The organism is Fictibacillus gelatini DSM 15865 (assembly GCF_000430745.1).
GTDB lineage: Bacteria > Bacillota > Bacilli > Bacillales > Fictibacillaceae > Fictibacillus_A > Fictibacillus_A gelatini.
In genome coordinates this window covers 44542-69850 of record NZ_AUMP01000024.1, presented here as the reverse complement: position 1 = coordinate 69850, position 25309 = coordinate 44542, and the positions used below count along the sequence as shown (strand labels likewise).

Sequence of the window (25309 nt, the reverse complement as noted above, 5' to 3'; positions counted from 1 at the left end):
TCATTTGGCGTTAGATAAACACCCTTCAAGCAATGTATAAATTTGCTAATAGTTTGGAATAGATCCGTCATTTGTTTTCTTTGACAACGCGGTAAAACATGAAATGTGGATCGAAATGAAGGCAAGGCTCCGAAACGTTTTTCGAACACACACAAAAGAAATGGAAACATAAAAAGAGCGGGTAATATCCGCTCTTTTTATGTTTCCACCGACCCTGATTCTATCAAACAATGAAAATGATCAAGAAACCGTACATCAGGCTCTGGCTTGAGGAAACAAGTGTTTTTGTGCCTGGAGCCTTTATTTCGTTTTTATCGTTCCCGTTCCCCGGACCCAATAGCCGTCATGTGGCTTTGAAATGATAAAATAAACAGGTGTATTTTTATCATGTCCAAATGGCCCGACCGTTCCTCCGCATTCCGGTATTTTCTTTTTTGCCAATAATGAGTCACGCCCCCAGGAAACATTATGTTTTACGGTTACTGTCATATAGTGGCCTTTCCTGCATTTGACAGAATGGAACGTAATTGTTGCATCATTAAACGTTTTCAGTGTCCGGTCTTTGCTCCTTAAGTTCGTGTCAAAATCATAGACAAAGGTGTCAGAATATGCGAGAGCGCTAGATACAGGCAAAAAAACCAGAACAAAAACGAACATCGCAATCAATGGCAACTTCCATTTCATCATGTCAATTCCTCCTTCGCTTTAGTTTCATCGACTTCTAAATTGTAGCCTTTTGGAATGGTTTCGTGAATGGTTCTATGTAATCAAATTTAATTTTGGGAAGTGAGCCCTTGTGCTTATAACCTTTTATTAAATCACATGCTTATTTTACAATTTGTCAAAAAAACTGCGATTAAAAGTTTACATTATGACTAGTGTCTGTATTTTTAGAATGTTGTAAAATTAATGTTACTATAGTAGTAGCACTTCATTTTTCTACTAGGTTAAACTAGAAATGGAGGGAACAGTTGTGGCAATGAATGAGAACACATTACAAAAAGGGTTGAAAACGCGCCATATGTCGATGATTGCGATTGGCGGCGTCATTGGTGCCGGTCTATTTGTCGGAAGCGGCGCTGTCATTCATTCAACAGGACCCGGAGCTATTCTTTCTTACATTCTTGCTGGCGCGATGGTTGTCGTCGTCATGAGAATGCTTGGAGAAATGGTCGCCGCACACCCAGCGAGCGGATCCTTTGCCGAATATGCGCGTGAAGCGATTGGACCATGGGCAGGATTTACGATCGGCTGGCTATATTGGTTTTTCTGGGTTGTGGTTGTCGCCATTGAAGCAACAGCCGGAGCCGGCATCATTCAATACTGGCTGCCTGACGTACCGTTATGGTTTACCTGTTTAGTTTTAACCGTTTTGTTAACGCTTACAAACGTCTACTCTGTTAAGTCATTCGGCGAATTTGAGTACTGGTTTTCGATGATTAAGGTTGTCAGCATTATTGTTTTCTTGCTGATGGGGGCTGCGGTTATTTTTGGCCTTATTCCAGGGCACGGCGCAGGCTTTTCTAATTTGACCGCCCATGGAGGCTTTATGCCAAAGGGTCCCGGGTCCATCCTGTTAGGCGTTGTCGTCGTCATCTTTTCCTTTATGGGAACAGAAATCGTGACAATCGCCGCAGCCGAATCTGCCCAGCCGCAAAAAGCGATTTCCCAGGCCACAAACAGCGTGATCTGGCGTATCCTCATTTTTTATGTAGGCTCGATTGCCGTTGTCGTTACACTGTTGCCATGGGATTCAGCAAGCATTTTAAAAAGCCCGTACGTTGCCGTTTTAGAAAAAATCGGCGTCCCGGCAGCGGCTCAAATTATGAACTTTATCGTTCTGACAGCCGTTCTATCCTGTTTAAATTCGGGATTGTACACCTGTTCCCGCATGCTCTATGCGCTTGCGCAAAAAGGGGATGCTCCAAAAAGCTTTCTTACGTTAAATCGCAAAGGGGTTCCCGTCCGGACGATTTTAGCAAGCACGTTTTTCGGATATATTGCCGTCGTCATGAATTACGTATCACCCGATAAAGTTTTCCTATTTTTAGTGAATTCATCAGGCGCCGTCGCTCTTCTTGTCTATCTCGTTATCTGTTTCTCACAGCTGCGTATGAGATATCGGCTAGAGAAAGAAAATCCGGAGCAAATTAAAATCAAAATGTGGCTGTTTCCGTATTTAACATATGTCACCATCGCTGTCATTCTCGTCATTCTTGGATCAATGGCCTTTATCGAATCCATGCGTTCACAGCTTTACCTTACATTGCTCATCGCGGTCATTGTGATCGGTATCTATTTCTTGTTTAATCCTAAAAAAGCCAATGTCGGCCAAAAACAGCATCAGCAGACAAAGGCATAGGAAAAACGCATAAGCGTTCTTCCTATGCCTTTAAATGCCCTGATATCGGTGACAGCTGTTTTGCCGTTTCAAGCAATGCCGGGAGAGCCGTTTTCTCGATACATCCAACATTATAGGAAGTGAGAGGAGACACAACATTAACGGCCGCAACGGCATTTCCGTGATTGTCAAAAATCAGTGCGGCAATCGAATAAATCCCGCCTTCAAGCTCTTCGCTGCTAATGGAATAGCCTCTTTCGCGAATGTCATTCAACTTTAACTTTTCTGTTTTTCTATACGGTAACAATTCACTGTTGATCAAAGGACTAATTTCCTAATTAATAAATCCTACCATAGTATGTTGTGTATTTAATTACTTTATAACATAATCGTTGAAAGGGGATCGGCACTGTGGCGCTTGTATTCTCGCAACAGTGTCAAAATAGAGAAAGGAGTTTTTCATTATTGTATACGCTTTCATTTGAAGAAGCAACGGATAGAGAGAAACGAATCGGCGGAAAAGCAATGAACCTGGTGAAAATGAAAAAGCACGATTTGCCTGTTCCCGATGGTTTTATTGTCACGATAGAGTCTTTGTTCCATAGTTTGCGAGAAAGCGGCCTTTCTACGGACGACGCCCGGGACATGGAAGAGAAGATGAAGAGTTTGGTCCTTCCTGAAGCACTTGCAAACGAGCTTAAGGTGGCGTTTGAAAAATTAATGAAGGTATACCCGGCTGTCGCCGTCCGGTCATCGGCAAGCAGTGAAGATCTCGAAGACGCTTCGTTTGCCGGCCAGTATGAAAGTTATTTAAATGTCACTACGTTTGAAGATCTTCTGGATAAAATAAAAGACTGCTGGCGCTCGATGTTTGCCCCTCAAGTTCGCCACTATGCCAAAAACATGAACATGCCGGAAGCCGATTGGTCGATGGGGGTTGTCGTGCAAGGGCTTGTCCATTCTGATGTATCCGGCGTCGTTTTCAGCGCCAATCCGCTTACGGAGAGCACAAATGAAATGGTCATCAACGCAAGCTTCGGTTTAGGCGAAGCTGTAGTATCCGGCATCGTAACACCCGATTTGTTTATCGTTAATAAAGACAGTCTTGAAATTAAAAAAGAACTCGGATTAAAGGAAATAAAAATCATCCCGGACGGGGCTGGCACGAAAGAAATCGAGACGACTGAGGAAGAGCAAAGCCGATTCTGCCTTTCTGATGCGCAAGTCAAGCAAATCGCTGAAATGACAAAAAAAGTGGAGGACATTTACAACGCTCCCATTGATTTAGAATTTGGGCTTCAAGGGAACGAATTGTTTGTATTGCAAGTTCGCCCGATCACTACGCTTTTAAGGAGATGAATATAGATGATCACCGAAAAAATCACCGAATTTCAACAATCAATTTTGTTAAGCGATGAAGAAAAACGAAACGGCTTTTGGCTACAAGATGATAATCACCTTCCTAACGCAAAGTGCCCTTTATTTTTATCATTTATGATCCCTGCTTTTACTTACGGTTTTAATACCGCCCTGCAAAAGGCAAAACTCCCTTTAAAGCGGACCGTTCTCAAAAGTTGCCACGGCCACGCCTACCAAATGATGATCCCTTATGAGGGTGATTTCGAACAAAGAATAAAAGAACATCAAGAAGCGATGCGCCCCCTTTTTCCACGGATGAAGGAGCGGCTTTATGAAGCGGTGGAACAAAAGCTGATGCCGTTTTACAATCAGTTGGATGAAGACGCAAGCCGTGTTTTAACCCATGAAGAAGCCTTGAAGAAGCTGGATGAGCTTTTTTCATTTTATCAAAAAGCCTGGGAAATCCATTTCGATATCGTCATGCCACAATCCGCCATTGGGACCATGCTTGAAAAAATGTACGAAAAGCTGACGGGCGAAACAAATCCTGCGGCAGTTTACGAACTGCTTGTCGGAATCATGAATAAATCGTTGGAAACCGAACGAGAATTGTGGAAGCTTTCCGAACTTGCCAAAAAAGAGCCCGCAGTGTTACGGATTTTCGCGAACAGTTCGCCTGAAGAATTAGAAAATAATCTTTCAAAGGCGGAAGAAGGAAGTGTTTTCTTAAAACATCTCGACCGTTTTTTATCAGAATATGGCTACCGCAAAAACGAACCGCACGAATTCCTTGGGCTAACGTGGATCGAAAATCGAAAGCGCCCGCTGGAAATTATTCAGTCGTATATCGAAAAAAATTACAATTTCCAAAAAGAATTCGACCGAATTTCTAAAGAAAGGCAAGAGAAATATGAAAGATTGCTTGAACGTTTGCCTCAGAGCGAATTAAAGGATAATTTTATAAAAACTTATGAAATGGCTTTAAAAGGCATTTGCATAAGGGACGACCACCATTTCTACATTGACGCCATGCTTACGGCCAAATCACGGCTTTTCTTATTAAATGTTGGGAAGCTGCTCGTTCAATCAAATGCGATCCAAAACAGCGAAGACATCTTTTTTCTATATTTGGATGAAGTGCAGACGCTTTTGAAAGTCCCTGATGACGCTGTAAAATTAATAGAGAAGCGGAAGGCCGAATATGAAGAGAACTTGAAGAAAAAAGTTCCTGTCACATATGGTACGCCTCCGGAAGGGTTTCACGAAAATCAACTGTTTGAACGAGTTTTGGGGAGAATCGAGGAAAAGGCGACGGCGACGCAAACATCGTTTAAAGGATTTGCCGCTTCTAAAGGAACGTATACCGGGACAGTTAAAGTCGTTCATCATCTCGACGAATTCCAAAAACTGAAAAAAGGGGATGTGCTCGTTTGTAAAACGACGACGCCTCCATGGACAGTGTTGTTCTCATCGGCCGGCGCAGTCATTACAGACGCTGGAGGCATTCTTTCCCACTCCGGAATCATCGCAAGAGAATATAAAATACCCGCAGTCGTTGGGACACGGGTCGCGACCGCCACTTTAAAAGACGGAGATGTTGTGACAGTGGACGGAACAAACGGAGTGGTTACTGTTGTCAAACAAAATTAAAGAACTTCTCTTAATTGCTTCCATTTTGACAGGAACGATACTAGCGCCCATCAATTCAACCATGATTTCCGTAGCCTTATCGTCCATTTCATCCTATTTCCACGAAAGCCTTGCGAACATTTCATGGGTCGTTACCATTTATTTAATCGTAATGGCCGTCACCCAGCCAATCGCAGGGAAACTTGGAGATCTATTCGGCAACCGTAATATTTACGTGTGGGGGCTCTCGTTATTTTTCATCTCTTCCATTGCCTGCGCTTTTTCTATCAATTTGCCGTGGCTGATCGTTTTCCGTTCGCTTCAGGCCGTCGGAGGCGCGCTAATCACGCCGAATGCGACGGCCATTATGCGGCACGCCTTATCAAAAGAAAGGCTTCCGAAAGCGTTTGGTCTTTTCGGAATGGGAATGGGCCTTGGTGCGGCGGTCGGTCCTTTGCTCGGGGCCAGTTTGATCGGCGAATGGGGATGGAAGTCGATTTTTTGGGTGAATGTCCCATTTTTATTTTTCGCCCTTCTTACTTCGATCGTTATTCTGCCGAAAATACAAAAACAGACGGCCGTTTCATTGGACATCGCGGGCTCAATATATTTGGCGGTTAGCTTTTCGGCCTTAATTTTATTGACTCACCGCCATAGCCTCATGGTCTATACCTTGATCGCGCTTCTATTTGCCCTATTTTCTGCATTGTTTGTTAAAAGGGAAATTCAAGCACAAGTGCCGCTCATTGACTTCTCGCTATTTAAAAATCATACGTTTTTAGGGGCGAATCTGTCCATTCTCGTCAGCAATTTCATCATGTACACAACCCTGTTGATGATGCCACTCTTGCTGGAGGATGAATTCAACTATTCCCATCAGACGATTGGGTGGGTGATGGCCGCTTTTTCCGTCTCCATGTCTTTATCCGGCTGGCTCGGCGGGCAGTTGACCGCACGGATAGGCAATCGGAAAATGATCGCTGTTTCCTTTTGCATTGCGGTCGGATCAGCGGCGCTTTATTTCGGGTTAAAGCCGGTTCATTCCCTGGCTTACATTATCATTGCGCTCTCCGTTGGCGGAATTGCGGGCGGTATTGGTTCAACGGCCATGCAAACCGCTTCTCTAGAATCCGTCAGCAAGGAAATGTCAGGTACCGCTTCCGGGATTTATTCCACATTCCGCTATTTTGGCAGCATGATTTCCTCCACCCTGGTCAGCATGTTGGCCGGCTCCAGCTCATTATTTGCGGTTCTGCTTGTTGCTGCCATTCTTGGCCTTATCATTTCACGACTGCTGTCCAACCCGGACATTTCCTTCCGAAGAGGCCAAACAACGGCGAAAAGCGGCTGATGGAAGCATTGGCATAGTAAACTTGCATGGTAATATGGAAGCTTCACCGTTCTAAAGATAACCATACAAAAAGAGAGAACCTTCAACCATAGAAAGGTTCTCTCTATAAGAATGCGGAATTATTTCCTTAGTGTGTTGTAATAGTTTACAACTTCCTTCGTGATTTCACAGTCTTCGCTTAAGCCGCTCGCTTCCTCTAGCACATGGGACACGCCATTATCTTTAATCATTTCTTGCATTTTCACCGCTTCTTCATCTTCTTTGTAATCGAAATGCAAAGCGGATGCGATCGCTTTTGCAAGATGGGTATATGAAAGGCCTTCATTCTTTGCTTCCATCGCCGGGCGTACGAGGCGGTCATTGGGTCCAAGTTTCCGGAGAGGCGAACGACCCACTCTTGTTACTGCATCATTTAAATAAGGATTTTTAAAACGATGAATAATCTTTTCAATATAATTTTGGTGATCGTTCGGGTCCAGATTATACCGCTTAATTAAGTAAGCTCCCGTTTCTTCCAGTGTGGCTCTCACCTGCCCTGCAATTTCCCTATCTGCCAGTGTTTCGTCAATGGTCGTTTTCCCCTTAAGGTATCCGAGATAGGCGATTACAGCATGTCCTGTATTGACGGTGAAAAGCTTTCTTTCAATAAACGGAGCAAGATCTGAAACGGTTTTCATACCTTCAACAGGCGGAATGCTTTCCATTGTCTCGACTACCCACTCAAAGTAAGGCTCGACAAGGACGTCAAGTGATCCATGCTGGCTTTGCATAGGCACAATCCGATCCACAGCCGAATTGAAAAAATAGACGCTCCCTTCCAATCTCTCTTTTATTTTTTCGTCCAAATGATCATAAATATGTTTTTTTAATAAATCGGTCGCCGAAATCTGGTTTTCGCAAGCAATGACATATAGTTTTTCATTCGATTGCTTGACCCGTTCAGTGATCCCTTTTGCGATTAATGGCGCAATACGGGGCAAAATGTTCGGCCCTATTGCCGTTGTTAAATATGTCGCAGTCTTCATGGCTTCTATGACTTCATTTTCCTGGGTCATATTATTCAAACCTGATACATTGTTAATCATGTAAGACTCTTTCTTATCTGTAGCGAGAATCACCTTATATTGCTTATCCTCATTGAGTTTTTTAATGATCGGATCAGCGATGTCAACAAAGGTTACATGATAGCCCGACTGCGAAAAGAGCGCGCCGATGAATCCTCTTCCTATATTTCCCGCACCAAAATGTATAGCCTGTTTCATTTCTTTCATTCCTTCATTAAATTAGTATGGAGATAATTTAAAAAAACCTCTTCCAGACGAGAGCGAATCATCTTTTCATCCGAGGATGAAAAAATCATAATCGCCTCATTGTCCTCAATCAAACTTGTGCTTATCAAACTAACAATTTCCTGCTGTTTTAAGCTTAATTCTTTAGGGGCCAGCATTAATAGCAAATTTTTCATGGGCATTTCATTTCCATCCATTCCCCTAATCACACAAGCCTGGCTTATATGGCAAATTTGAAAAATAAGCTCCCTGACCTTTTCGTGCCTGCAATGAAAGATACCCATTCCAGTATACGGAATACCAAGACCGCCCTTTTTTTCACGATCTTCCAGACATCTGATCACATCATTCGCATCGGATAGAAGATTTTCGCGTTCAGCCTGATAGACCATATCTTTAATAACCTGTACATGGTTTGTTGATAATGGCATCCGATAAAATCTAAAATTATGGAGAACTGACTCGATGCTTCGCTCGACATCTTTCAGCTCAGCAAGAACTTCCTGGATCGGCTTCCGTATTTTTCTCTGTACCTTTTTTTCTTTACGTCCTTTATTAATGACGTACTTATCTTTCGTCAAACCGCTAATGTTTCGCTTTAAAAAATTTCGGATAGCCGCAATGTCTTCTTCGCTTAAGAGCGGCGTGACCAAAATATAATCGGCGTTTAGGAATGGGAGGCGAACCGTCGACAGAATGATGTCGTATTGATCGAAAGTCTCTTGTTGCTGAAGTTCTTTCATTGATTTGATTTCCACCGAGTCAATTTCCAGAATCTCTTTTTTCAACCTGCTCGCCAACATTTTAGATGTTCCGATTCCAGTAGGGCAGACAATCAAAGCTTTAATCGATGTTTCCTCTTCTTGCATGAGCAATGCCGAACCGAAATGAAGAACGATGAAGGCGATTTCATCATCAGGAATATCGCCCATCTCTTTTAATTCTTTTTCAGCACTGTTTTTCACCGCCATAAATAAAACTGGATATTTTCGCTTAATTTCTTCAGTTAACGGATTATAGAGCCTTATTTTTTGCTTTGCCCGATAAAGAGAAGGCTCCATATGGGCAAGCAGTCCCTGGTACAATGAAAAATCATTCGTCAAATCTACATGAATCTGTGCGGAAACATGCTGAATCAAGTTTTTAACCATCTGTCTAAGATCGACTCTGTCATAGGGCACACTATCCACCGCTTGAAGCTTTGATCCTTTAAGGAGTACTGCCAAATAGGTCAAGTCGCTGTTAGAGAGAGCGATAGAAAATTTATTTTCAAGTCGCTTGCTCATTTTTTTAATGAGGGAGAATTCGTCCGTAATTTCATATTGATCATCTTCGGCATCATCCTCCATCAGGAAATGGTCTTCGGTCCGCTGCAGGGCGATGCATACATTGATGACCAATCCGATATAGTCGCTGTCAGCCAGTCTTGATAAACCATTGTTAATGGTCGAATTAACGGTTCTGTCGACTTCCAAAAGGTATTCCGGACGAAAATAATGCAAAATTCTTTCGTCCGGATGATTTCCTTTTTCCATTAAAACGATGCTCTCAAATAATTCTTCGTTAAAATGAACTAAAATGAAGGTGGCCAGCGCTTTTCGTTTGTCCCTTTCCGTTCCGTCAATCTGAACACCGACACCTCTTTTTTTCTTAAGCCGGACATGGAAATTCATCAACCACTCACTCAACTCCTCCAGATCGGCTGTCAGGGTCGAGATGCTTACATCGAGTTCGTTGGCCAGAACCTGGATTTTATGCGTCCCCTCTTCTTTTAGCAAAGATAATAAGAGAAGAAACTTTCTTTCCTTAGGTGTCCGGTCGATTGGCTGAATACCGGCTAAGTGCTGCATGAGGCGGAAGATTTGTTCATTCTTCCCCTCAATACTCAGCCCTTCATTTGTATTTCGATTCAATTGAAGACCAAACTTTTTCAGAATTTTTTCAATCGATTTCAAGTCGCGATGGACGGTCCGGACACTTACATTTAAATAACCAGAAATGGACGATGCCGTATGCTTCCCGGATGTTTTAATAATTAATTCGATAATTGTTTTTTCCCTTGAGGTAATGTACATGCCACCCACTCTTTTCAGGTTAATGAACCAATAATGGAAAGCGCAGTTTGACGCAACGATAGATTAAGATGAAACAGCTTCTTTTTGATTTAGGACATTCATTAATTCTCTTGCTGTTTTAGCTTCAACCATTTTCTCGATATTTTCCATATCCGAGCATGTAACGGCAATTCCCGACAATATCTCAAGATGCGTACCGTCTTTGCCTGCAATGCCAAAAATCAAACGGACGTTTTGACCGTCAAAGTCGACTCCATCGGGAACTTGAATGACGGTGAAACCCGATTTAATGACTTGCTTTTTCGCCTCTTCGGTTCCGTGAGGGATGGCTACATCATTCCCCATATAAGTAGAAGTTATTTGATCCCTTTCAATCATCGCCTCAATATAGCTTTCCTGTACGTATCCTCCATTGACGAGAACTTGTCCGGCAAATCTTATCGCTTCTTCTTTATTGGCAAACCGCATGTTAAGGAACACATTTTCTTCTTTTAAAAGATCATTGTCGTTTTCATGGTTGGGAGAATCGCCTGCTTTGGTCTCTTCGACCCTTTCCCCCGTATCTTTTTCTAGAAGTCGGTTAATTAATTCATCATACTTTGGACTGGATAAGAAATTATCAACAGACAAATGATACGCATTCGGAACTTTATTTCGGGCTCTCGGCGTCAGCTCTTCCTGTGTGACGACAATTTGGGCATCCTCAGTAAGATTGCTAATCGCGCTGTTGGTGACGGTAATGGAAAGTCCTGCTTCCTTCACTTTTTTGCGGAGAAGAGAAGCTCCCATCGCACTTGAGCCCATTCCGGCATCACATGCAAATACGATTTTTTCAACATGTTCAGGGAATTTTCCGGAGCTGCCAGTGAACACACCCTCAACAGCACTTTTCTTCCCTTTCATTTCTTGCATTTTTTTAGCCGCATCCTCAATGGTTACATCTTCTCTTTTATCCATTTTTAACACCAATGATGAAAGCAAGAAGGACACAACAGCCGCCACGAGCACACCAGCAAAATTCGCGATATAGCTGCTTGCGTGATGAGGAGTGACCGCTGTAATGGCAAGAATGCTCCCCGGCGATGCCGGCGCAAATAATCCGCCTCCTAACAGGACGAATGTAAAGACTCCGCTTACTCCAGAAATAATCACAGCGAAAAATAACAGAGGGCGCATTAAAATGTAAGGGAAATAAATTTCATGAATACCGCCGAAAAATTGAATGATTGCAGCTCCCGGCGCGGATTTCTTTGCAGTGCCTTTCCCGAAAATACAATACGCAAGCAAGACGCCGATACCAGGTCCAGGATTTGCCTCAAGCAAAAAGAGGACGGATTTTCCGGTCTGCTTTACTTGTTCGACTCCAATTGGAGACAATACCCCATGGTTAATGGCATTATTTAAGAATAAGACTTTTGCTGGTTCGATAAGGATGCTTGTGAGCGGCAATAAGCCTGTTCCCACCAGCCAATCTACACCATGAACAAGCCACCCTGTAAATACATCAACAGCAGGGCCGATTGCTAAAAATGACAGGATCGCCAATAGACCTCCAATGATTCCTGCTGAAAAGTTATTGACAAGCATTTCGAATCCTGCCTTCACTTTCCCTTCAATTAACTGGTCAAATTTTTTAATGGCATAGCCGCCCATCGGCCCCATGATCATCGAACCAAGGAACATCGGAATATCAGAGCCTACAATGACCCCCATTGTAGCGATGGCGCCGACAACCGCTCCCCGCTGGTCATGCACTAGCTTGCCGCCAGTATATCCTATTAGAAGTGGCAGCAAATAACTGACCATTGGCCCGACCATTTTGGCAAGGCTTTCATTTGGAAAGAATCCGGTGGGTATAAACAAAGCAGTGATCAATCCCCACGCGATAAAAGCTGAAATGTTCGGCATAACCATCGAGCTTAGAAAGTTGCCGAACTTTTGCACAGCCACTTTTATATTCAATTGAGCCATTTGTTCTCTCCCCTTTATTTCAAGTTCCCTTTTATCGTAAAGCATGCCTTTTTTGCATTCAACATCGAAGAAAACTAACTTTGTCGCAACATGATAGACAAAGTTATACTTTCTAAAAGCGTACATTTTTAATCATTTGTCTTATATCCTTCCCATTTCTTTCTTTTTTGACTCTTCAGTCAAATTAATAGAATTCCCTGATATAAACGATTATGATCAAACTATCAATTGATATGTAAAGGAGAGATGGCGAATGAAAACTACCGATTTGTGTGATGAATTTTATCCTGATGTAAGCATTGCAGCTCCCCTTTTTAAAAGTTTTGGCAAGAAAAAGTCGTTCTCCAGCCAGATTGCTACAGTGCAGGTCGATGACGATAACGTGCTCATCCGCAAATTGCTTGAAACGCTCCCGCCTAAAACGGTGTTGGTTGTTGACGGCAAGGCATCTGCCAATTGTGCCTTGCTTGGCGACAATCTTGCGGGAATTGCGGCAAGAAGAGGATTAGCTGGAATGATTGTCAATGGTTATGTCAGGGATACAGCAGACCTTGCGACGATCGATATAGGGATTTTGGCATTAGGAAGCTTCCCGTTAAAAAGCAAAAAGGAAGGAAAAGGAACAGAAAATATACTTCTCGAGTTCGCCAATGTAAAATGGCATCCGGGGCATTACGTTTACGTGGATGAAGACGGGATTGTGCTTTCTCCAACAGCTCTTGAAATTTAATTTAAGACAAACGGCCTGAATTCAGTTGAATAGAATTCAGGCCGTCAGCTTATAACACCATTTCCGTTTGACGCGCGAGGTGAATCTCCATTGCGATTTCGTCACAGTGTTTAATCTTAGGGCAGTTGATGCAGTCTTTCCATACTTTTTCCGGCAACATTTCTTTTGCGACAATTTGGAATCCGCACTTTTCGAAAAATTCAATCTGATAAGTGAGCGAAATTAATTTTCCGACCCCAAGCCGGGAAGCTTCGCTTATTATGCGCTCCACCAACTTGCGCCCGATTCCCATTCCAAAATAGTCCTGATTCACCACCAAAGACCGCACCTCTGCAATCGTTGGCCCGAGAATATGCAATGCTCCGACCCCTACTATTTTCCGGTCAACTTTTGCGACATATAAGCATTGCAAATCATAATAAAGTGAGGATAACGAACGAGGCAAAACGACCTGTTGTTTGGCGTACGTGTCAATCAAACCATAGATTTCCTTTACGTCATTTATCACTGCATTGCAAATTTCCATAACCGATCTCCTTATCCGTTGTTTACATATAATAAATATACATAATTATGAATATATATGCAATACATATAGAGCTCCTATGTGGTAATGACGTTTTTAACTCGTATCGGAACACAAATCAATTAATTCAGGATAGTTATCAATCAGTTCGGGCACTTTATCAATCATTTTGCAGTCGATATCAATTTATTTTTCGCTTTTTTTTAAGGGATAAACAAAGTAGCCTGAATTATTCCAGACTACTTTGTTGAAACTCATTAAAAATTAATCACTCATTTACAGTTATTTTTCTAACCTCTTCTTTCTTCACTTCTTCTTCCGTCAACTTCTTGTTTTTAATGAAAAAAGAAATGATGACGCCTAATAATGATAGAATTGAAATGACGATAAAGGCCCGATTTGCCCCATACATATCTGGATGGGAGATTTCTGGATGCCGGCTTGCGGTCTCTGCAGTCGTTGTCATCACAGTGACAAGAATCGCCGTCCCGACCGATGCCGCGATCATTTTCATCGTATTATCCATCGCCGCGCCGTGAGGAATCAGCCGTTTCGGAAGCCGGTTTAATCCAGCTGTAGCCACTGGCATCATGACCATTGACAGCCCGAACATCCGTATCCCGTACATTATCGTTATAAAAGCAAAGGAAGTCGATGGACCTAGATTCGAAAAGGCAAAAGAAGCTGCAGTGATAATCGTCAATCCAGTGAGGGCCAGCCATCTTGCTCCGATTTTATCAAAAATCCTTCCCGTAATAGGTGACATAAAACCGGTAATGAGCGCACCCGGCAATAGGGCAAGGCCTGCTTCAAACGCTGAAAATCCCCTCATATTTTGCATGAACAAAGGAATGATCGTCTCCGCTCCAATCAATCCCATAAAGGTGATCATGCCAGTGAAAACGGTAAGCGGGAAAATGGAATTTTTAAAAACCCTGAATTCAAGCATTGGATGATCCAGGCGCAGCTGCCTTATGACGAAAAACAAAAGCGCAGATATCCCGATGCCAAGTGAAATAAGCGTGCTGGAAGCCTGCCAGCCATTATTGCCTGCGCATGTAAATCCATAAAGCAATCCGCCAAACCCTGCAGAAGATAATAGGATCGACAGGACATCCACTTTTGGTTTCGTTACCTCTGTCACATTTTTCATTTTAAAAAAGGCGACGAGGATATCGATAAGCGCAATCGGCAAAATAATGAAAAAGAGGAGACGCCAGGAATAATTTGATGTCACCCATCCTGACAAAGCCGGGCCGATCGCCGGCGCAAAAGACATGACGAGCCCAACCAGGCCCATCGCCGCACCGCGCCTATTAACAGGAAAAATCATTAAGAAGACGGTTTGCATAAGCGGAAGCATGACGCCAGCCCCGCTTGATTGAATCACCCTTCCGAGCAATATCATTTCAAAATTGGGAGCTAAGCCTGCGACCAATGTTCCAAAGGCGAATATGCTCATTGCGGATATAAAAAGCTGCCTGGTTGAAAAGCGTTCCAATAAAAAGGCGCTTACAGGAATCATAATCCCATTCACAAGCATAAAGACGGTTGTTAGCCATTGCGCGCTGTTCGCTGTGACATCCATTTCTTTCATAATCGGCGGTATCGCTGTGATCATGAGTGTTTGATTTAATATGGATATAAAAGCTCCAGCAAGCAAAAGCGCGACAATGGTAGACTTTTTGTAGCCTTGTGTTACCATCGTTTCAATTACTCCCTCCCCCTATTTTATCGCACATATGCTTTTTACAGAGTACACGATATTACAGGAATTATCTAATCATCTGCCTGAAAATTTTTGTAAAAGAGATTTCCTTTAAAATGATTGATATATGAACGAAATTGATCGATAATTCCGCCTAAATGATTGATATTTATCCAATCTAGAGGGGCCGAGAGTTCAGTTATTAAAAAAAGACCCTGCAATTCATGCAGGATCTTTTGATGGTTGGTCCGACGGGATTGGCACCCGTAAAATGCACAGCTCTTAACTGGCTGCTCTACATTTGAGCTACAGACCCGTTTATTATTTTTTCCATTGCGGTTTCTCTTATGCATCAAAAAAATGATTCGCTAGTCATCAAGATCCCTGTTAAGAAACGAAGGATTCTTCTCTTCTTTAATACCTAACTTGTTTTTGATTTCAGCCAATTCCCTTAAGATGACTTGTGTATTGAACCATGCTGCAATCGAAGCAATAACTATGATAATTGGAACAATGGAAAGGATTACTTTAATGATAAGCAACGGATTCACCCTTTAAATATGTATTTATCGTTAATCATACCAAAAAAAGAGTCAACATGCGTTGACTCTTTTTATTTAAAAAGTATGTGCCAAATCTTTTGCCCGGGCAATGCCGCTTTCTTTAATTTCCTGGGCTTTTTCCGGCATGGCGTTATGACCTTCAATGAATAAGCCTTCAAAAGACGGTACGCCGAAAAATTGCATGATCGTGCTTAAATAACGGTGTCCCATTTCCATCTCAGCCGTTGGTCCTACTGAGTAGATCCCGCCACGGGCCTGAATATGGAGCGCTTTTTTATCGGTTAAAAGGCCGACCGAACCCTGTGCAGTATATTTAAAGGTTTTTCCCGCAACACAAACCGCATCAATATATGCTTTCATAATTGGCGGAAACGAAAAATTCCACATGGGCGTGACAAATACATACTTATCCGCGGAAATAAATTGATCGCATAACTCTGAAAGCCGGCCTACTTTTGCTTTTTCATCAGCCGAAAGCTCTGTTCCGGATTTTAGTTTTCCCCATCCATTGAAGACGTCAAGATCAATAGATGGAATATTTTCGTTATATAAGTCAATATGCTCGACTTCATCATTTGGATTGACTTCTTTATACGTATCGATAAACGCTTTCCCCGCCGCCATACTGAAAGATGCTCCTTCATTAAGCGGATGGGCGGTAATGTACAAAAGTTTTGCCATTCGAATCCTTTCCTTTCTTTTATAGAATTTTTTACATTTTAGTTTGTCCATAAACGAAATGACAGATGACATAAAAATAGCACGATTTTTAAAAATAAAAAGCCGCCCGGCATATGCATAAGATGGCATATAAAGCGGGAGGCTTTAAAGAAGTCATTTTTATTTTATAAAATTCATGATCCCGTCAACTGCCATAAACATCGTTACGGCTAACGCGACAAACCACATTAATTTCATTTTGCGCGGGAAACTTTTAAACGCATCTTTTATAACAAATTCTTTCGAATAAATGAGGGAACCTACTCCAATCAATCCAAGCAATGCAGAAATTCCTCTTAGCATCATCGCCATATCTGGTACGCTTACAGCTAGAGCAAGCGAAGAAATCATTAAGTAGCAGAGCAATAAAAGTGTAATGACTTTAAAAACCTGTTTTTGCTTTTCAATCATGGTTTCCATCTCCATTCCGTGTCTACTCTCTGTTGTTCAACTTTTTCAAACGTGATTTTTTCTTTGTGATTGTTTTCACTTGAAGTTTACCATAGGAAACTAGCCCTTTTTCGGAACAAAGATGGCAATCTGATGAACCTTTCAAGATTTACAAAAAAGTAAAAAGGACGCATCTTTTTAAAAGATAACGTCCCATAAAAACATCTGCCCTTATCGGTTCTCTTCCTGGGCTTTTAAAGGCATGCCGAAAATTTTCTCCGCTAATTTTCGGCCGGTTGGTGTAGCCGCCAACCCGCCTTCTGCCGTCTCCCTTAAGGCTGATGGCATGTTTTGCCCGATTTTAAACATCGCGTCAATAACTTCATCACATGGTATCCGGCTTTTTATTCCGGCAAGCGCCATATCTGCCGCAACAATGGCATTGCTTGCGCCCATCGCGTTCCGCTTCACACATGGCACCTCCACTAAACCGGCAACTGGATCACAGACAAGGCCGAGCATATTTTTCAAAGCGATCGCCATCGCTTCCGCGCATTGGGATGGAGTTCCGCCCGCAAGCTCTACAACTGCAGCCGCAGCCATACCCGTCGCTGATCCAACTTCCGCCTGACAGCCGCCTGCAGCGCCTGATATGGATGCATTATTGGCAACGACAAAGCCGAATGCTCCTGAAGTAAAAAGAAAAGCAAGCATTTGTTCTCTCGTCGGGTTTAATTTTTCCCTTAATGCGAAAAGCACACCTGGCACCACGCCTGCAGAACCGGCGGTCGGGGTCGCGCAAATCGTTCCCATTGCCGCGTTTACTTCATTTGTCGCCATCGCCTTGCTAACGGCGTCCATCATCAGTTCGCCAGAAAGGCTTTTGCCACTTTTCATATACGCCTGAAGAAGTTTCGCATCCCCGCCAGTCAACCCGGAATGAGACTTTACGTCTTCAGTGATCCCTCGTTCAACGGCATCTTCCATCACCTTCAAATTTTTGTCCATTTGCGCTAAGATTTCTTCCCGCGATCGGCCGGTGACCTCCATTTCTTGTTCAATCATGATGTCTGATATTTTACAGCCTTTTGATTCGGCCAGCTTTACTAATTCCGCTACATTTCTAAACATACATAAACCTCCGTTCTTTTATTCATGGATTTTTACAACTTGTTGTACGATCGGAAGCCCTTCTAATTCATCCAATATAGACTGGTCAATATTTTGGTCCACTTCAATGACCATTAATGCTTCCTCGCCTTTTTCTTTCCGAGACACTTCCATATGGCCGATGTTGATTTGATATTTCGCAAGGATGTTAGCCACTCCCGCAATCGCGCCATAACGGTCATTGTGAACGACTAAAAGAGCGGGATGGTTGCCGGAGAGCTTTAGCTCAAACCCATTAAGTTCCGTAATTTCAATTTTGCCGCCTCCAATAGAAATCCCGACAAGCTCTAGCTGGCCTTGATCATCGCCAAGAACGATTTTTGCCGTATTCGGATGGTCGGTCACCGCATCTTCTTCCGTCATTTTAATGGCAATTCCCTCTTCTTTCGCGATCGTAAGCGCATTCACAATTCTTGTATCGAATGTGTCAAAGTCGAGGATTCCGCCAACGATTGCGACATCCGTGCCGTGCCCGCGATACGTTTTCGCAAACGATCCATAAAAAGAAATGTTGGCATATTTCGGTTTTCTTCCAAATAAATGCCGGGCCACTCTTCCGATTCTCGCTGCTCCTGCTGTATGTGAACTTGATGGCCCAATCATCACGGGACCGATAATATCAAAAACACTTTTATATTTCATACTTTCCCCTCCAATTTTATTTCTATTTTTTGCGCATTATTTATCAGCAGACAAAGGAATGACCTGGTCGTCTTTGTAAGTATTGAGTACGATGGTCGTCCGGGTTTTAAAAACACCCGGCAGTTTCCTTAATTCCTGGCTAATGATCCGATCTAAATCTTTCGTCCCCTGACATCGAACTTTCAGCAAATAATCTTCTTCTCCCGCAACATGATGGCACTCTTGCACTTCAGGCAACTCGGACACCCGGGCCAAAAATAATTCGCGATGCTCAACTTTGTCTATGGATAAAAAGATAAAAGCGGTCATTTCATAACCTACCGATTCCGGATCGATAATAGCCGTATAACCTTTAATTACGCCTTTCTCTTCAAGCCGGCGCACCCGATCAGCGATAGCTGGCGCGGACATTCCAAGATTCCCTGCCAGGTCCGCCCAGGTAGCTCGACCATTGGACATCAAAAGTTCTATAATCTTTATATCCAATGAATCCATACTTAATCACCTTCATTTCGTAATCAATTTCATTATAATCCCTTTGTTATAAATGTCAAATAAGGCAATCGCCTATCTTTTCAATTATTAAGAGTGACTTTTCCCTTTATCTTTTGCTGCCAATTTTCGGATCCTAACGTATAAAAAAGCTGCCCCGGCAATTGGTTATCCGGGACAGCCCTCGTTTGCCCTTTTAAAAAAAGACCCCAAAGCAATTGATTAAAACAGAACTAAGAAACGTTAAAAAGATAACCATCATAAATTGTTGGTCCATTTTCGTGGTGAAAAATGCTGTTTAAAATAATACATGGCATTGCCACATTGACAATAATCGCAATGAGAAGCTCACGCCGCTCTGCCGTGAACGGAACTTTCCTCGCCAGTAAGCATCCAATCGCAATCATGACGGTCATCATGGCAATGGAAAAAATGCAACCGAAATCTCCAACTTCATCCCTCTTTTTCATTTATCTAGAATAACAAGTAAATGAAACATTCGTTTTCGGTGGAATGCAGCTTACTTTCGGATCGCCTCATGCCACATTCCGACGTTTTTGCCCCTCTTTTCGCAACGATAAATAGTGAGGTGTGATGATTCCAATTAAAATAAGGACGATGCCTGCCCATTGCATAGCGGAAACCGCTTCATTCAAGAACGTAATGGAAGCAACAATGGCGGTAGGAAGTTCAAATGCCCCTAAAATAGCGCCAAGCCCCGTATCGATTTTTGGCATGCCAATCGAGAAACAAACAATGGGAATGATAACGCCGAATAAGCCAAGAAATAACCCATATTTCCAGAGGCCTGCTTGCAATACGCCATTCGTTAAAAATGTTGGCGGAAAGACGATGCAAATGATAACGCTCGCGCCTGTCGTCATGAAAAAGCTTTTTGTATACGTCGGCACATTTGTAGCCACACGGCCACTTGCAAAGATATAAAAAGCGAACGATACAGCAGCTAAAAGCCCGAACAACATTCCGCTTATCGAAAAGTTTTTCGCCAGCCCTTCCAATAGGCCGCCCGCAAGCAAAGTTCCAATAAATAAAATAATAATCGACAGTATTTTGTCATGACCTGGAAAAGCTTTGTTCGCAATCGCCTCAATAAGCACCCCGATCCATGTGAATTGAAATAAAAAGACAACTGCAATTGATGCAGAAAGTTTTTCAACAGCGAGCCCGTAACATATGCCCGTCATGCTCATTGTCGTCCCTACCGCCAAAAGCGTAAATAACTGCTTTTTCGATACTTGATGCCGGGAAAAGAAAAGGACGATGAATAGTAAGCCAAACCAGCCGAATAGATATTGCCCACCTATTAGCTCCTGGATTGAAAATCCATCCACAAACCCGAGTTTAATGACGGTTGATAAAAGTCCATAACTAAACCCTCCTAAAAGCACCAATAACGAATACTTTAATTTCCCCATAATATCCCTCACTTCTTTCTTAAATCCATGCCAACTTTATTAAGCCTATTTTTGACGCCTCGACTGAAAATTGTCTTTTAGAGCTCTTCTATTGGACACTTCTCGTTCCTTGTCCCGAATTTTGTCCTTTATATAAAAAACGCCTGCTGTCCGTGAATGGACAACAGGCGACGAAACAGAGCCAAGCCCTGCAAAATTCACCTCTCACAAATCAGTGAGTTTGAGTAATCGATTTTCACTACGATTTTAGCAAAATGCATTAAAAAAAAGCAACAGATTTTAGCTAAAATCAAGAACAAAACAAGAACGTGCGGCCCATCATAAATTTCAAAACGATAAGCATATTTTTTTGCGAATTTCCACTTCTGTATTAAAATACAATCTAAAATGAATTCTCCATTCAAAGTTTTTCCGCACGGCTTGAACCCGTCTTTTCTCACCAATATTATCATAAAGAAAGAAGTGGAACTTTTGAAAAAACAGCAAATTTATTTTGTTTTGTTTTGCATTATGATCGCATGGGGATTTAATGTCATTATGACAAAATTGTTAGTTGCCGAGTTCGCGCCGGTTACAATGACATCCTTTCGCATTTTGACGGCCGCGGCCAGTGTATTTATCGTTCTTTTCTTGCTGAAAAAGGTGCGCTGGCTTACTAAAAAAGAATTTCTTTATGTCTTCATATCTGCGTTGTTTAATGTAGTCGGCCATCATTATTTTTTATCGATCGGGCTTTCTAAAACTTCCGCTTCCAATGGCGGGCTCATTTTAGGAATGGGACCTCTTTTAACGACCATTTTAGCCATCCTCTTTTTAGGCAGTATCATAACGGTAACCAGGGCGCTTGGAATTGTATTAGGACTCACCGGGGTCGCTTTTATCGTGCTGGAAGGAAACGGATCTATTCACGGAGTGTCGATTGGTGATCTGTATGTGTTTTTTGCGATTTTATCCCAGGCCGCAAGCTTCATCCTGATTAAAAAAATTTCAAAAACGCTGGATCCCCGCTTAATGACAGGCTATATGCTGCTCATTGGATCGGTTATCCTATTTGCCATCAGTGCATTCCTTGAACCGAACGGACTCCAAACGATGACAAAAGGCTCTCCTTCGATTTGGGCAGTGTTCTTTACGTCCGCCATTGTTGCAACCGCACTTGGCCACATGCTTTACAACTATGCGATAGGGAAAGTTGGAGCGGCGGAGGCGTCTATTTTCATTAACTTAAATCCGTTCTTTGCTCTAATCGGCGCTGTTCTTTTTTTAGGCGAAAAAATCAAGATGGCCCAGATGATCGGCTTCCTATTCATCTTATTTGGCGTCATTCTCGGTTCCGGCGCTTTTGAAGAATTAAAGCGGCATTCAAAACGCAAACATCAGATCGGCGCATAAAAACGAGCAGGGCATTTATCTTCTGCTCGTTTCGTCAATTCGGTGTAAAGTTTGCTGCTATTTGTCTAGCGCGGTTATTTATTCGTCTAACCGGGCCACTTATCCATCCAAAGCAGGCATTTATTCGCCTAACCGAGCTAAACATTATAAGCTTAGATCCATTTTCTTTTCCACATTTTTCAAATGAATGATGGATTGCACTTTGGCGAGTTCTGGCTCTTCCGCTTCGATGGCTAAATAAATGTTCTCGTGTTCTTTATAGACAATTTCTCTTTTTCTTGCCAGCCCGACATTTTGTTTCAAGGTAATTTCCAACACTTTATGATAAAGAGAAGACAGATTTTCAAACATGTGAATCATCACCGGGTTATGCGTGGCCTGCATGATGGTCCGATGAAATTCAAAATCGGCTTCCCGTCCCGTCTTTTCCTTTAAAATAAAATCTTCTTCTATCCACTTCAATACTTCTTTCATTTTTGTCAATTCGTCGGGCGTTCTTCTCAATGCAGCAAGGTAAGCCGCTTCAGGCTCTAATATTTTCCGCATTTCAAATAAGTTTCGGATACTCTCTTCATCCGCTTTTTGAATGTGAAAATGCTGGCTAATTGAAGTCGGGATCCTTTCTTCCACATAACTTCCGCCTCCCTGCTGAGACGAAATTAAGCCCATCGCCCGCAAAACGCTTAAAGCTTCCCGAATCGGCATCCGGCTAACACTGAATAAGTCCGCCAGCTCCTTTTCCGTTGGGAGTTTCGAACCCGGCGGGAACTCCCCTCTATCAATCATCACAAGCAATTCACGTGAAATTTTTTGTGAGACTTTCTCTTTTTTCACAAGATTCTATCCTTCCCTATTACATCGATTTCGAATAATTGTGCACCCCCGGCGGCTCTGGAACTTGAACGCTAATTTCCCGACCAATCGATATGGAAGCAGTCGCTGCTGGTGAAGGCGCATTTAAAATATGAACGGAACGTCCGCTTGCATCAATTAAAAAGTCATCCACCATGCTGCCATCTCTCATAATCGCCTGGGCCCTCACCCCGGCATGTGTTGGCACGATGTCGTGTTCCGTTAATTCAGGAATGAGCCGCCTCAAACTGCGCAGAAAAGCCTGTTTGCTGAACGACCGGATCATTTCATGAATCCCTTCCTTTATATTCGGCATTGCCATCTTCCAAAAACCGGAGTATGTCATTACTTCCAAAAAGTCTTTTATATTAAAATCTGTTTTCGTATACCCTTCCCTCTTAAAGCTCAGCACCGCGTTCGGACCAGCATGGACTTCACCGTTAATCATGCGGGTGAAGTGAACGCCGAGAAACGGAAAATTTGGATTCGGCACCGGATAAATAAGATGGTTGACAAGATGGCGCTTTTCCGGAACCAGCTCATAATATTCTCCTCTAAACGGCACAATTTTCGCCTTCGTTTGCAAGCCGCTCATTTTAGCGACCCGGTCACTATGCAATCCGGCACAGTTAATTAAGTAGTAAGATTGAAAGGTCCCACGGTCCGTTTCAACCGTGATTCTGTCTTTTCTCTCGCTAATCTTTTCAACTTTCGTGGCAAGAATGATATCCCCGCCTTTTTCTTGAATCAGGCGAGCAAAAGTATGGGAAACCCCTTTATAGTCGACAATTCCTGTACTCGGAACATGAATCGCCCCAAGACCATTTACGTGCGGCTCAATCTCTTTAAGTTCCTCAACTCCAATTTTCCTTACATTTAATCCGTTTTGCAAGCCGCGGCGATAAAGGTTATCCATAAGCGGAAGCTCTTCTTTGCTTGTGGCGACGATCACCTTGCCGCACACCTCATAGGCGACTCCATATTTTCTGCAAAAGGAGACCATCGCTTCATTTCCTTCCCGGGCAAACTTTGCCTTATAGCTGCCCGGCTTATAATAAATACCGGAGTGAATGACTCCGCTGTTGTGCCCCGTTTGATGAAAGCTGAGGGTCTGCTCTTTCTCGATCACCGCGATTTTCGCATGAGGATACTTCTCGCTAAGCGCATAACCGGTTGAAAGCCCTACGATCCCCCCGCCGACAATGATATAATCGTACATTCCTCTACTCCTCTCCAATATGTAATACAAATTATGAATCACCAAAAAAACACAGACAAAACAAATGCGTTTTTGCATGCTAATTTTAAGAATATTTTTTAATTCATCTTCATCTTACTCTCTTCCTCTTAAAAAAACAAGGGGATTTGTATTACAAGTTTCACAAAAGCGTACTCGGTGTAAAGAGCGCCTTACAATCTAAAAAGGCCAGAACAATTCTGACCTCATTACATGATGGAGCGCTCCCCTTTTCAATTCCTTCAGCTTCTTAACACTTGCTCTTTTAAATTTTTCAAAAACACATTGAGCGCTTCACCGGGATCGTCAATTTCTGAGACGATCGGGGTGATGCCGCGCTCCTCAAGAATTCGTTCCCTGACCATATTGGATTTCGTCAAAAAAATATATGATTTTGGCCGCATGTTTTCACAGTTAGATAACTTCCATTGCTGCTGCAGCTTAAAAAGCATGAATCGAATGTTAATATCGGTAAGGCTGTAGCCGATGAACAGAATCGATTTTCCTAGCGCATCCGACCGCAGCTTGATGTCTAAAGGCGTTTCAAAGTCTAACCGGTGAAAGAAACTCGACTCCGTCAAAACAATTGAAGCATCATCATCAAGATCGCCATGAAATTTCACGATTTGCGGCTCATTGTTTCTTGCTTTTACGATGTCAGCTACATTGGTGATTTTAATATACTTCTTTTTGTAGTAATCGAACGCACATTCTAACCATCGATCATAATTCGTTGTGTAAATTAAAGGAATGTCCAAATCGATAATATGCTTATAAATTTCCGACTGGCCGATGTCAACGTCTTTCGTATCCCATAATTGATCCATCCAGCTTCTAAGCGATCGCAATGAGCCTTTTTCCAGGTAATAATATTCGGCAAGCTCGAGATAATTTCCATTTCCTAATTGGTTGAATTCTGTCGGTTCGTATCCCAGATCCTTTACCATTTTATCAATCAATTCCGAATGCGACGGCAGCCCGATATTCCTTGGCACACCCGCCCCGACAAAAAGAATGACATTTTTGTTTTTAATGGATACGGCTAATTCATCGAGCATTCTGTTACCCCTTTTTCGTTTTATTACTGATCAATCCACCTGATTTATCTTCTTTAATCTATATTCATTTCTTTTATATATTCATTCTTCCTGTTCAGAAACTTAAAAATTTACTTGCATGTTTTTGGAGAATATTTTATAATTATCATACGAACAAACGTTCCCAAAAAGTGTTGAAAATTTATTTTTTACAGGATGGTGATGTACATGACTGCCCATCCAGATTTTGATCGGCTTTGGAAAGATGTCATTTCAACGTTATTTGAGGAATTCCTTTTGTTTTTCGCCCCGCATTTTTATGAACAAGTCGACTTCAGACAGAAACCACAATTTTTAGAACAAGAACTTCACAAATTATTTCCGAAATCAAAAAACAAA

General features: G+C 42.4%; 24 protein-coding genes and 1 tRNA gene. 6 read left to right on the top strand and 19 right to left on the bottom strand.

Features of this window, described 5'->3' with window-relative positions:
- Positions 1 to 300: 300 nt before the first annotated feature.
- The gene (locus tag H538_RS0112765; RefSeq protein WP_026677940.1) at positions 301 to 687 is read right to left on the bottom strand and encodes a hypothetical protein; all 387 of its coding nucleotides are present in this window, start codon (positions 685 to 687) and stop codon (positions 301 to 303) included.
- Between the two features lie 271 nt (positions 688 to 958).
- Between H538_RS0112765 and gabP the strand changes: the two genes are divergently transcribed.
- Positions 959 to 2362, top strand: coding sequence for a GABA permease (gene gabP / locus H538_RS0112760; RefSeq protein WP_211235569.1), 1404 nt, complete (start codon positions 959 to 961; stop codon positions 2360 to 2362).
- 22 nt (positions 2363 to 2384) lie between these two features.
- Here gabP and H538_RS0112755 read toward each other — a convergent pair whose 3' ends face one another.
- Positions 2385 to 2663 (bottom strand): IclR family transcriptional regulator domain-containing protein, encoded by a 279-nt coding sequence (locus tag H538_RS0112755; RefSeq protein WP_026677938.1) that lies wholly within the window; start codon positions 2661 to 2663, stop codon positions 2385 to 2387.
- A gap of 143 nt (positions 2664 to 2806) precedes the next feature.
- Here H538_RS0112755 and H538_RS23820 point away from each other — a divergent pair, with 143 nt between their 5' ends.
- The 3 genes from H538_RS23820 to H538_RS0112745 are packed head-to-tail and all read left to right on the top strand — an operon-like array spanning position 2807 to position 6680.
- Entirely contained in the window at positions 2807 to 3700 is an 894-nt protein-coding gene (locus H538_RS23820) for a PEP/pyruvate-binding domain-containing protein (protein ID WP_035350787.1), read from the top strand.
- Between the two features lie 6 nt (positions 3701 to 3706).
- Positions 3707 to 5350: a PEP-utilizing enzyme gene (locus H538_RS23815; protein ID WP_035350784.1), complete on the top strand. Its 1644-nt coding sequence runs from the start codon at positions 3707 to 3709 to the stop codon at positions 5348 to 5350.
- On the top strand, positions 5334 to 6680 hold the full coding sequence (locus tag H538_RS0112745) for an MFS transporter (RefSeq protein WP_026677937.1): 1347 nt from the start codon (positions 5334 to 5336) through the stop codon (positions 6678 to 6680). The genes H538_RS23815 and H538_RS0112745 overlap by 17 nt, the downstream gene beginning before the upstream one ends.
- Before the next feature lie 119 nt (positions 6681 to 6799).
- Here H538_RS0112745 and H538_RS0112740 read toward each other — a convergent pair whose 3' ends face one another.
- From H538_RS0112740 to H538_RS0112730, 3 genes are all read right to left on the bottom strand, one after another.
- A complete protein-coding gene (locus H538_RS0112740; RefSeq protein ID WP_026677936.1) occupies positions 6800 to 7942 on the bottom strand; it encodes a mannitol-1-phosphate 5-dehydrogenase in 1143 nt (380 codons plus the stop codon).
- A gap of 5 nt (positions 7943 to 7947) precedes the next feature.
- Positions 7948 to 10044, bottom strand: coding sequence for a BglG family transcription antiterminator (locus H538_RS0112735; protein ID WP_026677935.1), 2097 nt, complete (start codon positions 10042 to 10044; stop codon positions 7948 to 7950).
- Between the two features lie 63 nt (positions 10045 to 10107).
- Positions 10108 to 12015: a PTS mannitol transporter subunit IICBA gene (locus H538_RS0112730; RefSeq protein ID WP_026677934.1), complete on the bottom strand. Its 1908-nt coding sequence runs from the start codon at positions 12013 to 12015 to the stop codon at positions 10108 to 10110.
- A 253-nt stretch (positions 12016 to 12268) separates the two neighbouring features.
- Here H538_RS0112730 and rraA point away from each other — a divergent pair, with 253 nt between their 5' ends.
- Complete coding sequence (rraA, locus tag H538_RS0112725; RefSeq protein ID WP_026677933.1) at positions 12269 to 12745, top strand: ribonuclease E activity regulator RraA; 477 nt, start codon at positions 12269 to 12271, stop codon at positions 12743 to 12745.
- Between the two features lie 49 nt (positions 12746 to 12794).
- Here the strand turns inward: rraA and H538_RS0112720 are convergent, their stop codons facing one another.
- From H538_RS0112720 to H538_RS0112670, 11 genes are all read right to left on the bottom strand, one after another.
- Positions 12795 to 13271, bottom strand: a complete 477-nt coding sequence (locus tag H538_RS0112720; RefSeq protein ID WP_026677932.1) for an N-acetyltransferase — start codon at positions 13269 to 13271, stop codon at positions 12795 to 12797.
- A 268-nt stretch (positions 13272 to 13539) separates the two neighbouring features.
- Complete coding sequence (locus tag H538_RS0112715) at positions 13540 to 14976, bottom strand: DHA2 family efflux MFS transporter permease subunit (protein ID WP_026677931.1); 1437 nt, start codon at positions 14974 to 14976, stop codon at positions 13540 to 13542.
- A 243-nt stretch (positions 14977 to 15219) separates the two neighbouring features.
- Positions 15220 to 15296: transfer RNA gene (locus H538_RS0112710), tRNA-Leu, on the bottom strand.
- Positions 15297 to 15347: 51 nt separating this feature from the next.
- Positions 15348 to 15521, bottom strand: a complete 174-nt coding sequence (locus tag H538_RS26130) for a hypothetical protein (RefSeq protein ID WP_154657974.1) — start codon at positions 15519 to 15521, stop codon at positions 15348 to 15350.
- Positions 15522 to 15596: 75 nt separating this feature from the next.
- Positions 15597 to 16223, bottom strand: a complete 627-nt coding sequence (locus tag H538_RS0112700; RefSeq protein WP_026677930.1) for an FMN-dependent NADH-azoreductase — start codon at positions 16221 to 16223, stop codon at positions 15597 to 15599.
- A gap of 159 nt (positions 16224 to 16382) precedes the next feature.
- The gene (locus H538_RS0112695; RefSeq protein WP_026677929.1) at positions 16383 to 16673 is read right to left on the bottom strand and encodes a hypothetical protein; all 291 of its coding nucleotides are present in this window, start codon (positions 16671 to 16673) and stop codon (positions 16383 to 16385) included.
- Between the two features lie 210 nt (positions 16674 to 16883).
- Complete coding sequence (gene sdaAA / locus H538_RS0112690) at positions 16884 to 17783, bottom strand: L-serine ammonia-lyase, iron-sulfur-dependent, subunit alpha (protein WP_026677928.1); 900 nt, start codon at positions 17781 to 17783, stop codon at positions 16884 to 16886.
- Between the two features lie 18 nt (positions 17784 to 17801).
- The gene (gene sdaAB, locus H538_RS0112685) at positions 17802 to 18464 is read right to left on the bottom strand and encodes an L-serine ammonia-lyase, iron-sulfur-dependent subunit beta (protein WP_026677927.1); all 663 of its coding nucleotides are present in this window, start codon (positions 18462 to 18464) and stop codon (positions 17802 to 17804) included.
- Positions 18465 to 18500: 36 nt separating this feature from the next.
- Positions 18501 to 18959, bottom strand: a complete 459-nt coding sequence (locus H538_RS0112680) for an Lrp/AsnC family transcriptional regulator (RefSeq protein WP_026677926.1) — start codon at positions 18957 to 18959, stop codon at positions 18501 to 18503.
- A 230-nt stretch (positions 18960 to 19189) separates the two neighbouring features.
- The gene (locus H538_RS0112675; RefSeq protein WP_026677925.1) at positions 19190 to 19426 is read right to left on the bottom strand and encodes a hypothetical protein; all 237 of its coding nucleotides are present in this window, start codon (positions 19424 to 19426) and stop codon (positions 19190 to 19192) included.
- 66 nt (positions 19427 to 19492) lie between these two features.
- Positions 19493 to 20392, bottom strand: a complete 900-nt coding sequence (locus H538_RS0112670) for an EamA family transporter (RefSeq protein WP_026677924.1) — start codon at positions 20390 to 20392, stop codon at positions 19493 to 19495.
- 471 nt (positions 20393 to 20863) lie between these two features.
- Between H538_RS0112670 and H538_RS0112665 the strand changes: the two genes are divergently transcribed.
- The gene (locus tag H538_RS0112665; RefSeq protein ID WP_026677923.1) at positions 20864 to 21784 is read left to right on the top strand and encodes a DMT family transporter; all 921 of its coding nucleotides are present in this window, start codon (positions 20864 to 20866) and stop codon (positions 21782 to 21784) included.
- 144 nt (positions 21785 to 21928) lie between these two features.
- Here the strand turns inward: H538_RS0112665 and H538_RS0112660 are convergent, their stop codons facing one another.
- The 3 genes from H538_RS0112660 to H538_RS0112650 form a co-directional block, all read right to left on the bottom strand.
- Positions 21929 to 22618, bottom strand: a complete 690-nt coding sequence (locus H538_RS0112660; protein ID WP_026677922.1) for a FadR/GntR family transcriptional regulator — start codon at positions 22616 to 22618, stop codon at positions 21929 to 21931.
- Positions 22619 to 22637: 19 nt separating this feature from the next.
- Positions 22638 to 23855: an L-2-hydroxyglutarate oxidase gene (gene lhgO, locus H538_RS0112655; protein WP_026677921.1), complete on the bottom strand. Its 1218-nt coding sequence runs from the start codon at positions 23853 to 23855 to the stop codon at positions 22638 to 22640.
- Between the two features lie 260 nt (positions 23856 to 24115).
- Positions 24116 to 24931, bottom strand: a complete 816-nt coding sequence (locus H538_RS0112650) for an SIR2 family protein (RefSeq protein ID WP_026677920.1) — start codon at positions 24929 to 24931, stop codon at positions 24116 to 24118.
- Positions 24932 to 25309: the final 378 nt, after the last annotated feature.